Below are 15,330 nucleotides of genomic sequence, written 5' to 3' on the forward strand. Positions count from 1 at the left end.
TGAGCTATCGACACCTGTCACGCATCCGTGGGCTGGATCTCAGACAGATGTCTGATGAGGGCCCGGGACTGCGCGAGAATGGCGTGCGACGGCACGGTCTTGCGGTGTCGACGACGCGGACAGAGCGCGGACAGGGCGAAGGAAGGGTGCGGGTGAAGGGCGACTACCAGGAACTGGTCGACGAGCTCTCGACCCTGCTCGGGGCGCCCGCGACCCTGGAGAACCGGGACTTCGAGCTGATCGCCTTCGGCGCCCACGACGGCGGCGACGGCTTCGACGCGGCCGACCTCGACCCGGTGCGCACCCGCTCGATCCTGACCCGCCGCTCCACGGCCGAGGTGCGGGCCTGGTTCGAGAGCTTCGGCATCACGCGCGCCACCAGGCCGGTCCGCATCCCGCCCACCCCGGCGGCGGGCGTGCACCGCGGCCGGATCTGCCTGCCGGTACGCCACCGGGGCTACGCGCTCGGCTACGTCTGGCTGCTCGACGACACGCCCGGACCCACCGACGCCCAGCTGGACGCCGCCATGGAGGTGGCCGCCCGCATCGGCGCGCTGCTCGCCGACGAGGCCCAGGCGGGCGCCGATCTGACCCGGGAGTTCCGCGCGGTCCTGACGGCGGAGCGCGGCTGGCAGCGGGACATGGCGGTGGCGGCGCTGCGGACCGCGCTCGGGGCGCGCGCCGAGGGGCTGCACGCCGTGGTGTGCGTGGCCCCCTGGCGCTCGGCCGACCCCGAGGACGCGCCCGCGCTGCGGACGGTGCCGGGGGCGACGGCCCTGTGCACGGCGCCGTGGGCGGCCCGGGGCGTGCCGGGGCAGTGCCTCGCGGTGCTCGTGCGGCTGCGCTCGGCGGACTCGCTGACGCCCGCCCTTACGGCGGCGGCGCGCCTCACGGAGTCGGCGGGCGGCTCGGCGGCCGGGGTCGCGGGGGCGCGGGCCGGTCTTGAGGACCTGGGGGCGGCCTGGGCCGAGGCGTCGGCGGCGGCGCGGGCCGCGCTCGCGGAGCCGCGGTTCGCGCCGGTGGCCCGCTGGTCGGACATCGGGCCCTACCGCCTGCTCGCGGCGCTGCCCGCCGAGGCGGCGGGGGACGCGGTGGCCCGCGCGCTCCTGACCCCCGCCCACCGCGAACTGGCCCGCACCGCCGAGGTGTTCCTGGACCGCGCGGGCCAGGCGGGCCGCGCGGCGGCGGAGCTCGGCATCCACCGCCAGACCCTCTACTACCGCCTCTCGCGCGTGGAGCAGCTCACGAAGCTGGACCTGGACGAGGGCGAGGACCGGCTGCTCCTGCACATGGTCCTGAAGGCGTCACGGCTGTGAGGACGCCCGCTCCATCACCCGGCGCAGCCCCTCGGTGAGCTGCTCGGCCGTGGTCGCCGACTCCGGGTCGAAGAGCCACTGCATCATCAGCCCGTTGAGCAGCGTCGTGTAGAACCGCCCCTCGGCGTTCACGACGTCCCCGGGCACGGTGGCCTCGTCGACGTCGAGCAACAGCGCGACGAGCCCGGCCCTGCCCTGCTCCTGGGCCTTGACCAGCAGTTCCCGTACCCCGGCGAGCCGGTCGGCCTGCGTGATGAACTCCAGCGTCAGGAGCCAGATCCCGCGCGCCTCGGGAAACGACCGGACGACGTTCCCCCAGACCCGCTCGAACCGCTCCAGCGACCCGCCCGCCCCGGCGCCCTCGCCCTCGCCCCCGCCCTCGCCCTCGCCCTCGCCGGACTCGGCTCCGAAGCCGTCGCCGAGGTCCTCGATGAGCGCGATGTAGGCCTCGGCGAGCAGCGCGTCCTTCGAGCCGTAGTGATAGCCGATCGACGCCAGGTTCGTCCCCGACTCCTTGACCACGTCGCGCGCCGTGGTGCGGACGAACCCCTTCTCCAGCAGGCAGCGCTTGGCGCCTGCGAGCAGATCCTCACGGTGTCCCATGGCGGCACCCTATCCCGGTCCAGACACACGTCCCATACATCCGTCCTAGACAGACGTATAAGACGCCCGTACAGTCCTGTCCATGACGACGACAACCCCGCAACCGCCCCCCGCCTCCGCGCTGGCGGGCCGCAAGGAGTGGACGGCGCTTGCCGTCCTGATGCTGCCGCTGCTGCTCGTGTCGATGGATGTCTCGGTCCTCTACTTCGCGATCCCCGCGATCAACGCGGACCTCGACCCCAGCGGCACCGAGCAGCTGTGGATCTTCGACATCTACGCCTTCGTGCTCGCGGGCCTGCTCATGACGATGGGCTCGCTGGGCGACCGCATAGGCCGCCGCAGGCTCCTGCTCGGCGGCGCCGCGGCCTTCGGTGCCGCGTCCGTCGCGGCCGCCTACGCCACCAGTCCCGGCATGCTCATCGCCGCCCGCGCGGTCCTCGGCATCGGCGGCGCGACCCTGATGCCGTCCACGATGGCCCTGATCCGGGCGATGTTCCACGACGCGGGGCAGCGGGCGAAGGCCATCGGCATCTGGTCGGGGGTGATGGTCGCCGGTGTCGCGCTCGGCTCGGTGCTCAGCGGCGTCCTCGTCGAGTTCTTCTGGTGGGGCTCGGTGTTCCTCGTCAACCTGCCCGCCATGGCGCTGCTCCTGCTGTTCGCGCCCCTCCTCATCCCCGAGTCCAAGGACCCGTACCCGGGCCGCTTCGACCTGCTGAGCGTGCCGCTCTCGCTGGCGGCGGTGCTGCCCGTGGTCTACGGCCTCAAGGAGATCCCCTCCGACGGCGTGCGCGTTCCGTACGTGGCCTCACTGGCCGTGGGACTCGTCTTCGCGGTGCTCTTCGTACGCCGCCAGCGCACGGCGGCGTCCCCGCTGGTCTCCCCCGCGCTGTTCCGCGGCGGCCGCGCCTTCGGCACCGCGATCGCCCTGAACCTCATCTCGGCGTTCGCGATGACGGGTTCGGCGTTCTTCACCACGCAGTACCTGCAGTCGGTACTCGGCAAGAGCGCGCTCGAGGCCGCGCTGTGGGCGCTGCTGCCCTCGGTCCTGATCGGCTTCGCGGCGCCGGTCGCGACGGCGGCGGTGCGGGGCGGCGTCCACCGGGCCCATGTGGTCGCGGGCGGCTTCGCCCTCTCGGCCTGCGGCTACGGCCTGCTCTTCGTCGCGGGTACGGACGCGATGTGGACGGTGCTCGGCGGCGCCGGAGTGCTCGCGTGCGGGGCCGTGGTCATCGGCTCCCAGCTGACGGACCTCGCCCTCGGGGCGGCCCCCGCGGAGAAGGCGGGCGCGGCGTCCTCGCTCATGGAGACGGGCCTGGAGTTCGGCGGCGCGCTCGGGATGGCGGTGCTCGGCTCGATCGGCACGGCGGTGTTCCGGCACGAGATGCCGGCCGCGGCTCCGGAGGCGGCGCGCGAGACCCTGGGCGGCGCGGTGGCGGTCGCACCCCAGCTGCCGCCCGCGGCGGCGGAAGCGCTCCTGGACGCGGCGCGGTCCGCCTTCACCGCGGGGATGCACGGCGCGGCGCTCGCGGGGGCCGGGGTCCTGCTCCTGGCCGCCGCCCTCGCCGCCAAGACGCTCCGCTGACCTTAGTCCCCCACCCACCCGCCCCCATCGCGCTGACGCGCTCGTCCTCAAACGCCGGACGGGCTGAAAGACCTACGCCGTGGCTGGCGAAAGTCTTAGCCCGTCCGGCGTTTGAGGACGAGGCGCGAAGCGCCGATAGCGGTGAGCGGGGGAACGGGGGCAGCCGCACCCGGATCGGGAAGGGGCGGGCCTGGGGCGCCCCGCGAGGGCCCCTAGTCCGCCAGGTTCACCGAACGGGCCGAGGTCGCCCCGATCTCCTCCGCGAGCTCCGCGAGGACGGCGGCCGGCACGGTGTCGTCCACGGTGAGCACCGCCAGCGCCTCGCCCCCGACGTCCGCACGCGCGACCTGCATGCCCGCGATGTTGATCCCGGCCTCGCCGAGGACCCGGCCCACGGTGCCCACGACGCCCGGCCGGTCCGCGTACCGGAGCACGACCATGTGGTCGGCGAGGGCCAGGTCGACGTCGTAGTCGCCGACGGCCACGATCTTCTGGTGGTTCTTGGGCCCGGCCAGGGTGCCGGACACGGCGACCTCCTCGCCGCCGGAGAGCGTGCCGCGCACGGTGACCACGTTCCGGTGGTCGGGCGACTCCGAGGACGTCGTCAGGCGCACCTCGACGCCGCGCTCCTGCGCGAACAGCGGCGCGTTGACATAGGAGACGGTCTCGTCCACCACGTCCTCGAACACGCCCTTGAGCGCGGACAGTTCGAGCACCTTCACGTCGTGCTGGGTGATCTCGCCGTACACCTCGACGTCGAGCCGCACGGCGACCTCGCCCGCGAGGGCGGTGAAGATGCGGCCGAGCTTCTCGGCGAGCGGCAGGCCGGGGCGCACGTCCTCGGCGATGACGCCGCCCTGGACGTTCACCGCGTCCGGCACCAGCTCGCCCGCCAGGGCCAGGCGCACGGACTTGGCGACCGAGATGCCCGCCTTCTCCTGGGCCTCGTCGGTGGAGGCGCCGAGGTGGGGGGTGCACACGACCTGGTCGAGCTCGAAGAGCGGCGAGTCGGTGCACGGCTCCTTGGCGTACACATCGAGGCCCGCGCCCGCGACACGGCCCTCCTTCAGCGCCGCGTACAGCGCCGCCTCGTCGACGATGCCGCCGCGCGCGGCGTTGACGATCCGCACGGACGGCTTGACCTTGTGCAGGGCCTCGTCGCCGATGAGGCCGAGGGTCTCGGGCGTCTTCGGCAGGTGCACGGTGACGAAGTCGGAGACTTCGAGCAGCTCGTCGAGGGAGAGGACCTTGACGCCCATCTGCGCGGCGCGCGCGGGCTGTACGTACGGGTCGTAGGCGACGACCTTCATGCCGAAGGCGGACATCCGCTGCGCGACGAGCGCGCCGATGCGGCCGAGGCCGACGACGCCGAGGGTCTTCTCGGCGAGTTCGACGCCGGTGTACTTGGAGCGCTTCCACTCGCCGTTCTTCAGCGCCGTGTTGGCCTGCGGGATGTTGCGGGCGGTGGCCAGGATCAGGCCGCAGGCCAGCTCGGCGGCGGTGACGATGTTCGAGGTGGGGGCGTTCACCACCATCACGCCGGCCTTGGTGGCGGCGGAGACGTCGACGTTGTCGAGGCCGACGCCCGCGCGGGCGACGACCCGCAGCTTGCGGGCGGCGGCGATCGCCTCGGCGTCGACCTTGGTCGCGGAGCGGACCAGGATGGCGTCGACGTCGGCGATCGCGGGCAGCAGCTCGGCGCGGTCCGCGCCGTTGCAGTGCCGGATCTCGAAGTCCGGGCCCAGGGCGTCGACGGTCGCGGGCGACAGCTCTTCAGCGATGAGTACGACCGGTTTGCCGTTGGCAGCAGTGCTCACGTGAGTCCTCACAAGTCCAATGCGGACGGCCGTCCCGACGGCCGCAGGCGGTGGAGGGTCCTAGCCGCGTGGAAGACGCACGACGCTGTGGCCTGACGCGAATGTGGTTTGCAGTGTAGTGGCGGCTACGGGGGCCTTATGCGCCTGACTGGAAGGATCACCCGGACGAGGCTGGCCGCGACGGACAACTGAGGCGAGCCCAGAATCAGCCCCTCCGGCGTCTGAGGAGCGGGGTCCGGGGCGGAGCCCCGAGGCGGTGCGACGGCCGGCGGGGCCGGGGTGTCACACCCCGACCCCGCCGACGTAAGCCCTACTCGTTGTCGTTGACCCACGACATGAGCTTGCGCAGCTCCTTGCCCGTGGTCTCCAGGAGGTGGTCCTGGTCCTGCTGCTTGTACTCGTTGTACTTCTTCAGACCGCCGTGGTACTCGGCCATCCACGCCTTGGCGAACGTGCCGTCCTGGATCTCGGCGAGGACCTTCTTCATCTCGGCCTTGGTGGCGTCGGTGATGATGCGCGGTCCGGTGACGTAGTCGCCCCACTCGGCGGTCTCGGAGACGGACCAGCGCATCTTCTCCAGGCCGCCCTCGTAGATGAGGTCGACGATCAGCTTCAGCTCGTGCAGGCACTCGAAGTAGGCGATCTCGGGCTGGTAGCCCGCCTCGACCAGGGTCTCGAAGCCCGCCTTGACCAGCGCGGCGGTGCCGCCGCAGAGCACGGCCTGCTCACCGAACAGGTCGGTCTCGGTCTCCTCGGTGAAGGTCGTCTTGATGACGCCCGCGCGGGTGCCGCCGATGCCCTTGGCGTAGGACAGGGCCAGCTCGAAGCCCTTGCCGGTGGCGTCCTGCTCGACGGCCGCGATGCAGGGGACGCCGCGGCCCTCTTCGTACTGGCGGCGCACCAGGTGGCCCGGGCCCTTGGGGGCGACCATGCAGACGTCGACGCCCGCCGGGGGCTTGATGAAGCCGAAGCGGATGTTCAGGCCGTGGCCGAAGAACAGCGCGTCGCCGTCCTTGAGGTTGTCCTTGATGGACTCCTCGTAGACCTGCGCCTGGATGGGGTCCGGGACCAGGACCATGATGACGTCGGCCTCGGCTGCGGCCTCGGCGGGCGTGACCACGCGCAGCCCCTGCTCCTCGGCCTTGACCTTGGACTTGGAGCCCTCGTGCAGACCGACGCGGACGTCCACACCGGAGTCGCGCAGCGAAAGGGCGTGGGCGTGACCCTGGCTGCCGTAACCGATGACCGCGACCTTGCGGCCCTGGATGATGGACAGGTCGGCGTCGGCGTCGTAGAACAGCTCGGCCACTGGGAAACTCCTCTGTGTGCTGGTGTTGCGTCCCACCGTACGGCGGGCCCGGTCAGGACGGTTGGGGGGTTCCGGAATTCGGAACGTCAGGCGGTGCGGTCAAGCGCTCGAAGGCTGCGGTCCGTGATCGAACGGGAGCCGCGGCCGATGGCGATCGTGCCGGACTGCACCAGCTCCTTGATGCCGAAGGGTTCGAGCATCTTGAGCATGGCCTCCAGCTTGTCGCTCGACCCGGTGGCCTCGATGGTCACGGCCTCGGGCGAGACGTCCACGGTCTTGGCGCGGAAGAGCTGGACGATCTCGACGATCTGGGAGCGGGTCTCGTTGTCGGCGCGGACCTTCACGAGGACGAGTTCGCGCTGGACGGCGGAGCCCGGCTCCAGTTCGACGATCTTCAGGACGTTCACCAGCTTGTTGAGCTGCTTCGTGACCTGTTCGAGCGGGAGTTCCTCGACGTTCACGACAATGGTGATGCGTGAGATGTCGGGGTGCTCGGTGACGCCGACGGCGAGCGAGTCGATGTTGAAGCCGCGGCGGGAGAAGAGGGCGGCGATCCTGGCCAGGATGCCGGGGGTGTTCTCGACGAGAACCGAGAGCGTGTGCTTGGACAGGGGGGTCATGGCGGTCGTACCTCTTCCTGGTGCTCTCAGTCGTCTTCGCTGTCGCCGAAGTCGGGGCGGACGCCCCGGGCGGCCATGACCTCGTCGTTGGAGGTGCCCGCGGCGACCATCGGCCAGACCTGGGCGTCCTCGTGGACGATGAAGTCGATCACGACCGGACGGTCGTTGATCGCGTTGGCCTCCTCGATGACCTTGTCGAGGTCGGCCGGGTCCTCACAGCGGATGGCGTGGCAGCCCATCGCCTCGGACAGCTTGACGAAGTCGGGGACGCGGGTGCCCGCGCTCGGCTGCTTGCCGTCCGCGTCCGGGCCGCTGTGCAGCACGGTGTTGGAGTAGCGCTGGTTGTAGAACAGCGTCTGCCACTGGCGGACCATCCCCAGGGCGCCGTTGTTGATGATGGCGACCTTGATCGGGATGTTGTTCAGGGCGCAGGTGGTCAGCTCCTGATTGGTCATCTGGAAGCAGCCGTCGCCGTCGATCGCCCAGACCGTCTTGTCGGGCGCGCCCGCCTTGGCGCCCATGGCGGCCGGGACCGCGTAGCCCATCGTCCCGGCGCCGCCGGAGTTGAGCCAGGTCGAGGGGCGCTCGTACTGGATGAAGTGGGCGGCCCACATCTGGTGCTGGCCGACGCCCGCGGCGAAGACGGTGCCCTCGGGGGCGAGCTGGCCGATGCGCTCGATGACCTGCTGCGGCGCGAGCTGGCCGTTGTCGGGGTGGTCGTAGCCGAGCGGGTAGGTGTCGCGCCAGCGGTTCAGGTCCGTCCACCAGGCGGCGTAGTCACCGATGTGGCCCGCGGTGTGCTCGGCCTGGATGGCCTGGACGAGGTCGGCGATGACCTCGCGGGCGTCACCGACGATCGGGACGTCGGCGGCGCGGTTCTTGCCGATCTCGGCCGGGTCGATGTCGGCGTGGACGACCTTGGCATGCGGCGCGAAGCTGTCCAGCTTGCCGGTGACGCGGTCGTCGAAGCGGGCGCCGAGGGCGACGATCAGGTCGGACTTCTGCAGCGCGGTGACGGCGGTGACCGCGCCGTGCATGCCCGGCATGCCCACGTGCAGCGGGTGGCTGTCGGGGAACGCGCCGAGCGCCATCAGGGTGGTGGTGACGGGCGCGCCGGTCAGCTCGGCGAGGACCTTCAGCTCGGCGGTGGCGCCGGACTTGATCACGCCGCCGCCGACGTACAGGACGGGCCGCCTGGCGGCGGTGATGAGCTTCGCGGCCTCGCGGATCTGCTTGGCGTGCGGCTTGGTCACCGGGCGGTAGCCGGGCAGTTCCTGCTGCGGCGGCCAGGAGAACGTGGTCCGCGCCTGCAGGGCGTCCTTGGCGATGTCGACGAGGACGGGGCCGGGGCGCCCCGTGGAGGCGATGTGGAAGGCCTCCGCGATGGTGCGCGGGATGTCCTCGGCCTTGGTGACCAGGAAGTTGTGCTTCGTGATGGGCATCGTGATGCCGACGATGTCCGCCTCCTGGAAGGCGTCCGTGCCGATCGCCTTGGAGGAGACCTGACCGGTGATCGCGACCAGCGGCACCGAGTCCATGTGGGCGTCCGCGATGGGCGTGACCAGGTTGGTCGCGCCGGGGCCCGAGGTGGCCATGCAGACGCCGACCTTGCCGGTGGCCTGCGCGTAGCCGGTGGCGGCGTGCCCCGCGCCCTGCTCGTGGCGGACGAGGATGTGGCGCACGCGGGTGGAGTCCATCATCGGGTCGTACGCCGGGAGGATCGCCCCTCCGGGAATGCCGAATACGGTGTCGGCCCCGACTTCCTCAAGAGAACGGATCAGGGACTGCGCACCCGTGACGTGCTCGGCGGGCGCGGACTGCTGCTGTCCAGAGGATCGGGGCCGCGGCTGCGGATGGGCCCCGGTGGCCTGCTCGGTCATCGGCATTCTCTTCTCGAAGCTGAGGGTCTTTGCGGGGGTGTCGCGGGGTCTTTGCCTGGGTTTGGCGGGTGCCAGTGCAACAAAAAACCCCTCGTGCCGTGAGGCAAGCGAGGGGAGCGCGCCGGGTGCGGTCGCTGGGCGTCTCCGGTGTGCGGACCGGTGCGTCCCAGCTTCAGCCGACGCGCTTTCCAAGTACGAGAATTCGGGTGCGCATGGCATTGACCCTCCCCCCGGCCCGCTACATGTGTCAAGTAGGTGGGATGGGCGTCTCACTATGCGAGAGGCCGAACGGAGTGGTTCCGGCCGCGAAGGCCGGACCCGCACCGCCGAAGGCCACCGGGGGCGCCCCGGCCGGGCCGCCGCCCACGCACACCGGCTCGACCGGGGCGCGGGGCACCGGGTACTCCCCCATCGCGAGGGCGCGGCGCAGCCGGTACTCGTCGAGGGGTCCGGAGAAGGCCATGCCCTGGCCGTGGGTGCAGCCCATCGCGCGCAGGGCCATGACCTGCTCGGGGTGGTCGACGCCGTCCGCGACGGAGTCAAGGCCGAGGTCGCTCGCGATCCGCAGCAGACCGGAGGTGATCTTGTGCAGCCGTGCGGACTCCACGACGCCCTCGACCAGGCCCCGGTCCAGCTTCAGGACGTCGACCGGGAGCCTGCGCAGGGCGGTGATCGCCGCGCAGCCGCTGCCGAAGCCGTCGAGCGCGACCCGCACGCCGAGGCGGCGCAGGGAGGCGAGGCGGCGCTCCAGGTCGTCGAGCGACACGCGCGGGTCGCTGTCGGCGAGCTCGATGACGAGCGCGCCGGACGGCAGCCCGTGCCGGGTCAGCAGCGCCTCCAGGGAGCCGAGCGGCAGCGAGCGGTCCACCAGGCGGCGGGCGGCGATCCGCACGGCGACGGGCACCGCGTGTCCGGCGATGCCGCGCTCGGCGGCCTGTTCGACGGCCTCCTGGAGCAGCCAGCGGCCGAGCTCGGCGGTGCGCTCGCCGTCCTCGGCGGTGCGCAGGAACTCGCCGGGCGTGAAGAGGATGCCCTGGGCCGAGCGCCAGCGCGCCTGGGCGGCGACCGAGGTGATGCGGCCGCTGTCGAGGGCGACCACGGGCTGGTGGAGCAGGGTGAACTCGCCCTCGTGCAGGGCGCTGCGCAGCCGGGTGGCCAGTTCGGCCTTGCGGGCGACGTCGGCCTGCATCTGTGGCGCGTACAGCTCCACGCGGCCCTTGCCCGCGGCCTTGGCGCGGTACATCGCGAGGTCGGCGTTGCGCAGCAACTCGCCCGCGCCGACGCCGGGTTCGGCGAAGGCGACGCCGATGGACGCGGCGACCCGGACATCGTTGCCGTCGATGTCGTACGGCTGCGAGAGTCTGATCCGCAGCCGGTCGGCCAGCTCCAGTATGTGCTTCTCGCGGGCGGCGTGGTCGCGGGTGCCGTCGCCGACGATCAGGGCCGCGAACTCGTCGCCGCCGAGGCGCGCCGCGGTGTCCGAGGCGCGGACGGCCTCCTGGAGCCGGTGGGCGGCCTGCACGAGCAGCTCGTCGCCCGCCTGGTGGCCGATCGTGTCGTTGACGGCCTTGAAGCCGTCGAGGTCGATGAACAGTACCGCCGTGCCCCGGTCGGTGACTCTGCGACCGCCGAGCGCGGAAGCGACTCGGCGGGTGAAGAGTGCCCGGTTGGGCAGGTCGGTGAGGGGATCGTGCTCGGCGTTGTGCTGCAACTGCGCCTGCAGGCGCACGCGTTCGGTGACGTCGCGGCTGTTGAAGATCAGGCCGCCGTGATGGCGGTTGACGGTGGACTCGACGTTGAGCCAGTCACCGCCGCCGGACTTGAAGCGGCACTCGATGCGCGTGGTGGGCTCCTCCACGGGGTTGGCGGCGAGGAAGCGGCGCACTTCGTGGACGACGCGGCCGAGGTCTTCCGGGTGCATCAGCGAGGCGAGTTCGGACCCGACGAGGTCGTCGGCCTCCCGGCCGTAGACCCCGGCGGCGGCCGGGCTGACGTACCGCAGGATGCCGCTCGGCGCGGCGATCATGATGACGTCGCTGGAACCCTGCACCAGGGAGCGGAAGTGGTTCTCCTTCTGGGCCAGTTCCTGGGTGAGCGTGATGTTGTCGAGCAGCATGATGCCCTGCCGCACGACGAGCGCGAGGACGACCGTGCCCGCCGTGAACAGCACCACCTCGTCGACGCTGCGGCCGTTCAGGACGTTGTAGAGGATGCCGAGCGTGCAGACGGCCGCGGCCAGGTAGGGCGTGAGCGCCGCGAGCGAACCGGCGATGGGGCGCGTCGTCGCGTACCGCCCGCTGTCCTCCCGCTCGTCGGCGCGCGGGCCCGCGGGGCGTGTCCTGTCGCATGGACGGTACGGCGCGCGCGGCTCCTCCGGTTCGGCGCGGCCGTGCCAGGGCGCGGCCCAGGGGGCGTAGGCCAGGAGGACCGAGCCCGCGAACCAGCCCGCGTCCAGGAGCTGGCCGGAGCGGTAACTGGCGTGCAGCAGCGGCGAGGTGAAGAGCGCGTCGCACAGCACGGTGAGCGCGAGGGCGCCGATGGCGGTGTTCACGGCCGTGCGGTTGGCCGAGGAACGCCTGAAGTGGAGCGCGAGCACCATGCTGACGAGCGCGATGTCCAGGAGCGGATAGGCGAGCGTGAGCGCGGCGTGCGCGACGCCGGGTCCTTCGAACTGCGCGGTGTGCGCGAGCGCGAGGCTCCAGGAGAGCGTGAGCAGGGAACCGCCGATGAGCCACGCGTCGAGGCCGAGGCACACCCATCCGGCCCTCGTGACCGGGCGCTTGGCGAGCACCAGGAGCCCGATGATGGCGCACGGCGCGAAGCACAGGAAGAACAGGTCCGCGAAGCCGCGCTCGGGCACGGGCTGACGCAGGACGACCTCATGCCATCCCCACACCGCGTTTCCGCAGGCCACCATCGCGGAGGAGAGCGCGAACAGCAGCCATGCGGGTCGAAAGCGGCTGCGGCGGGTGCGGGAGTAGAGGAAGCAGGAGACGGCGGCGGCTCCGGCGGCGGCGCTCAGGCCGAAGTCGCCCATGATGTACCCGAGCCGGGGCGAGCCCCAGCCGAGGGCCGCGCCGGTCGCGTAGCCGCCGCAGACGAGGAGCAGGAGGACCTGGGACAGCAGGCCCGTGCCGCCGCCGCGTGCCGGGCGCTTGGCCATCGGGGCGCCCGGCGCGGGCAAGGGGGGCCCGAGCCCGCCGTCGAGGACGGACGCGGAGGCCGACTGCCCGCTCATCGGGCCGCCCCGCTCCGCGTCACGGCGCCATGGCCACGGCAGACGCGCCCGCGCGTCACCGCGGCCGCGCGCGGGGCGCCCGCCCCCGCGCGGGGGCGGCGGCTCGGCGCCGGGCCGCGGCGGGAGCGCCCCGCCGCCGAGGGGGCGGGGGCCGGGCGCTCCCGCCGGTGCCCTTCGGGGGGCTCCGGGGCGCTCGTCCACCCTGGTGGCTGCCACGCGCCGACCTCCTGCCGGTGCGGCCCGCGGCGTCCTGCCCGGCGCAGGAGCCGGTGGCGCCGACCGCAGTGCCGGCGTCTGCGGGCTGCTGTGCGCGAGAGTCGCGGGCGGTGGTCCCGCCGCTTCGGATCGTTCGCCCATAGGCCGTGCATCGCCCGTCGCCCCCCTCGCATGTGTCGTTGATCCATCCCCGGCGCCGAGCGGAACACGGCGCAGCCCCTGTCGGGACGATACACCAGCCTCGTCACTCAGGGACAGGTCTGCTCTACGCTCCGTGACTGTCGGCGTCAATATGGACACGCGGCGCACATGAGTGAGTGCGGAGCGTGCAGAGAACAGGCGCCGCCGGTTCCAGACGTTCAGGGATCGCCGTATATCGACCGATCCTGACCGATTGATGCACTGGGGTCACGGTCGTCGAAGCGGTCCGCACGGGCGCGGAACAGCGCTTCCAGGGCGTGCGGCCCGGGCGCGCGGCGGCGCTGCGGCGACGGCTCACGGCGGCGACGCGGGGGGGGGCGGCTCACGGCGGCGACGCGGGGGGGGGGGCGGCTCACGTCACCGTCAGGACCACGTTCGCCAGCGGCTCCCCGGCGACGTACCGGCGCAGCTGCGCGGCCAGCAGGCGCCGGGCGCGCGGCAGGAAGGCGGAGGAGGAGCCGCCCACGTGCGGGCTGATCAGCACGCCGGGGGCCTGCCACAGCGGGTGCCCCGGGGGCAGCGGCTCGGGGTCGGTGACGTCCAGGGCCGCGGTGATGCGGCCGCTGTCCAGCTCCGCGAGCAGCGCCTTGGTGTCGACGACGGGGCCTCGGGCCACGTTCACGAGGAGGGCGCCGTCCTTCATGCGGGACAGGAAATCCGCGCCCGCCAGGCCCCGGGTGGCGTCGGTGAGGGGCGTCGAGAGGATCACGACGTCCGCTTCGGGAAGCAGTCGGGGCAAAGCGTTGAGCGAGTGCACCACACCGCGCTCCGTGGTGCGCTCGGAGCGCGCGACGCGCGCCACCCGCGCGCACTCAAAAGGCGCGAGCCGGTCCTCGATCGCGGACCCTATCGATCCGTACCCCACGATCAGCACGGACTTGTCGGCGAGCGCCGGATAGAACCCCGACCGCCACTCCTGGACCCGCTGCCCCTCCACGAAGCGCGGCACGCCCCGCAGGGAGGAGAGGATCAGGGTGAGCGCGAGCTCGGCGGTACTGGTCTCGTGCACCCCGCGCGCGTTGCACAACCGGACACCCGGGGCGAGGGACTTGAGGCCGGGCTCCACGTGGTCGATGCCCGCCGTGAGCGTCTGCACGACCCTCAGGGACGTCATGGCGGCCATCGGCGGCACCACGACCGCGGCGGCCTTCATGTACGGCACCACGTAGAACGCGCAGTCCGCGGGGTCGGCGGGGTAGTCCGGGCCGCCGTCCCAGTACCGGTAGGCGAGACCCGCGTCGGACACGGCGGGCAGGCCCTCGACCTCGGTCTCTTCGAACGGCATCCATACGTCGGTCGTCATGGTCAGGAGGCTAGTGCGCACAGGCCGCACGCCGCGTGCCGGGGAGCAGAGGTTACGTTGGGTGCCGCCCGGACAAGATCGTCGAAGAGCGGAGGACACGGCCAGGTGGAGCGCAGGACGATCGGCGCGGGGGCGCTGGGGGTGGGCGCCGTCGGACTCGGCTGCATGCCGATGAGCTGGGCGTACTCCGGTTCGCGGCAGCGTGGCGACGCCTCGGTGCGGACCGTGCACGCGGCGCTCGACCAGGGCACGACGCTCCTCGACACGGCCGACATGTACGGGCCCTTCACCAATGAGCTCCTGCTCGGGCGGGCGCTCAAGGGGCGGCGCGCGGAGGCCTTCGTGTCGACGAAGGCCGGGCTCCTCGTGGGCGAGCAGCACATCGTCGCCAACGGCCGCCCCAGCTATGTGAGACGGGCCTGCGACGCGTCGCTGCGGCGCCTCGGGACCGACACCATCGACCTGTACCAGCTCCACCGCGCCGACCCCGAGGTGCCGGTCGAGGAGACCTGGGGCGCGATGGCCGACCTGGTCACGGCCGGGAAGGTACGGGCGCTCGGGCTGTGCGCGGTGGGGGCGCGGGCGGGACGGCGGCCGGGGGCGCGGCTGCACGACACGACCATCCGGCAGCTGGAGCGCGTCCAGCAGGTCTTCCCGGTGACGGCCGTGGAGGCCGAGCTCTCGGTGTGGTCGCCGGACGCCCTCGACGCGCTGCTGCCGTGGTGCGCGGCGCGCGGCGTCGGCTTCCTCGCGGCGATGCCGCTGGGCAACGGCTTCCTCACGGGGACGCTGACGCCGGGTCAGGGATTCGAGCCGGACGACGTGCGCGCCCGGCACCCGCGCTTCACGGCCGAGATGATGGCGGCCAACCAGCCCCTGGTGGTGGAGTTGCGCCGGGTCGGCGCGCGGCACGGGGCGACGCCCGCGCAGGTGGCGCTCGCGTGGGTGCTCGCGCAGGGCGACCAGGTGGTGCCGATACCGGGGGCGAAGCGGGAGCGGTGGGTACGGGAGAACGCGGGGGCGGCGGGGGTGCGCCTGTCCGCCCGCGACCTGTCGGACCTGAACACCCTCCCCCCGGCCCAGGGCTCCTGGGACTGACGCCCCCAGACGGGCTCTTTCCCCCACCCGCCCGCCCCTCAATCGCCGCTCCGCGGCTCGTCCTCAAACGCCGGACGGGCTTGATGGCGCCGGGCTGGGCTGGATCTTCCAGATGCGGCAGATATTCATCCGGGTTGCGGCAGGTAT

The 15,330-nt window shown here is 72.4% G+C and carries 10 protein-coding genes; 3 read left to right on the top strand and 7 right to left on the bottom strand.

The window, feature by feature from the left end:
• Positions 1-104 precede the first annotated feature (104 nt).
• A complete protein-coding gene (locus tag AC07A4_RS29360; RefSeq protein WP_478604126.1) occupies positions 105-1,316 on the top strand; it encodes a helix-turn-helix domain-containing protein in 1,212 nt (403 codons plus the stop codon).
• On the opposite strand, the gene AC07A4_RS29365 is transcribed toward AC07A4_RS29360, so the two are convergent.
• Positions 1,305-1,919, bottom strand: coding sequence for a TetR/AcrR family transcriptional regulator (locus AC07A4_RS29365; protein ID WP_478604129.1), 615 nt, complete (start codon positions 1,917-1,919; stop codon positions 1,305-1,307). The genes AC07A4_RS29360 and AC07A4_RS29365 overlap by 12 nt on opposite strands.
• Positions 1,920-2,001: 82 nt before the next feature.
• Here AC07A4_RS29365 and AC07A4_RS29370 point away from each other — a divergent pair, with 82 nt between their 5' ends.
• The gene (locus tag AC07A4_RS29370; RefSeq protein WP_478604132.1) at positions 2,002-3,501 is read left to right on the top strand and encodes an MFS transporter; all 1,500 of its coding nucleotides are present in this window, start codon (positions 2,002-2,004) and stop codon (positions 3,499-3,501) included.
• Between the two features lie 212 nt (positions 3,502-3,713).
• Here the strand turns inward: AC07A4_RS29370 and serA are convergent, their stop codons facing one another.
• The 6 genes from serA to AC07A4_RS29400 all read right to left on the bottom strand — a co-directional run bounded on the left by serA (position 3,714) and on the right by AC07A4_RS29400 (position 14,085).
• The gene (gene serA / locus AC07A4_RS29375) at positions 3,714-5,318 is read right to left on the bottom strand and encodes a phosphoglycerate dehydrogenase (RefSeq protein ID WP_478604134.1); all 1,605 of its coding nucleotides are present in this window, start codon (positions 5,316-5,318) and stop codon (positions 3,714-3,716) included.
• A gap of 310 nt (positions 5,319-5,628) precedes the next feature.
• Positions 5,629-6,627, bottom strand: coding sequence for a ketol-acid reductoisomerase (ilvC, locus tag AC07A4_RS29380; RefSeq protein ID WP_478604137.1), 999 nt, complete (start codon positions 6,625-6,627; stop codon positions 5,629-5,631).
• Positions 6,628-6,713: 86 nt separating this feature from the next.
• Positions 6,714-7,238 (bottom strand): acetolactate synthase small subunit, encoded by a 525-nt coding sequence (ilvN, locus tag AC07A4_RS29385; RefSeq protein ID WP_423634410.1) that lies wholly within the window; start codon positions 7,236-7,238, stop codon positions 6,714-6,716.
• A 35-nt stretch (positions 7,239-7,273) separates the two neighbouring features.
• A complete protein-coding gene (locus tag AC07A4_RS29390) occupies positions 7,274-9,133 on the bottom strand; it encodes an acetolactate synthase large subunit (protein WP_478604140.1) in 1,860 nt (619 codons plus the stop codon).
• A gap of 241 nt (positions 9,134-9,374) precedes the next feature.
• Entirely contained in the window at positions 9,375-12,365 is a 2,991-nt protein-coding gene (locus AC07A4_RS29395) for a putative bifunctional diguanylate cyclase/phosphodiesterase (protein WP_478604143.1), read from the bottom strand.
• A 769-nt stretch (positions 12,366-13,134) separates the two neighbouring features.
• Positions 13,135-14,085, bottom strand: a complete 951-nt coding sequence (locus tag AC07A4_RS29400; RefSeq protein ID WP_478604146.1) for a 2-hydroxyacid dehydrogenase — start codon at positions 14,083-14,085, stop codon at positions 13,135-13,137.
• A gap of 105 nt (positions 14,086-14,190) precedes the next feature.
• Here AC07A4_RS29400 and AC07A4_RS29405 point away from each other — a divergent pair, with 105 nt between their 5' ends.
• Entirely contained in the window at positions 14,191-15,183 is a 993-nt protein-coding gene (locus tag AC07A4_RS29405) for an aldo/keto reductase (protein WP_478604149.1), read from the top strand.
• The last annotated feature ends 147 nt before the right edge of the window (positions 15,184-15,330 follow it).

Source organism: Streptomyces sp. NPDC043996 (genome assembly GCF_056435225.1).

Coding starts and splice junctions, on each gene's coding strand:
- AC07A4_RS29370 (WP_478604132.1), top strand. CDS start 2,002: ATGACGACGACAACCCCGCAACCGCCCCCCGCCTCCGCGCTGGCGGGC.
- AC07A4_RS29400 (WP_478604146.1), bottom strand. CDS start 14,085: ATGACGACCGACGTATGGATGCCGTTCGAAGAGACCGAGGTCGAGGGC.
- AC07A4_RS29395 (WP_478604143.1), bottom strand. CDS start 12,365: ATGAGCGGGCAGTCGGCCTCCGCGTCCGTCCTCGACGGCGGGCTCGGG.
- AC07A4_RS29390 (WP_478604140.1), bottom strand. CDS start 9,133: ATGCCGATGACCGAGCAGGCCACCGGGGCCCATCCGCAGCCGCGGCCC.
- AC07A4_RS29365 (WP_478604129.1), bottom strand. CDS start 1,919: ATGGGACACCGTGAGGATCTGCTCGCAGGCGCCAAGCGCTGCCTGCTG.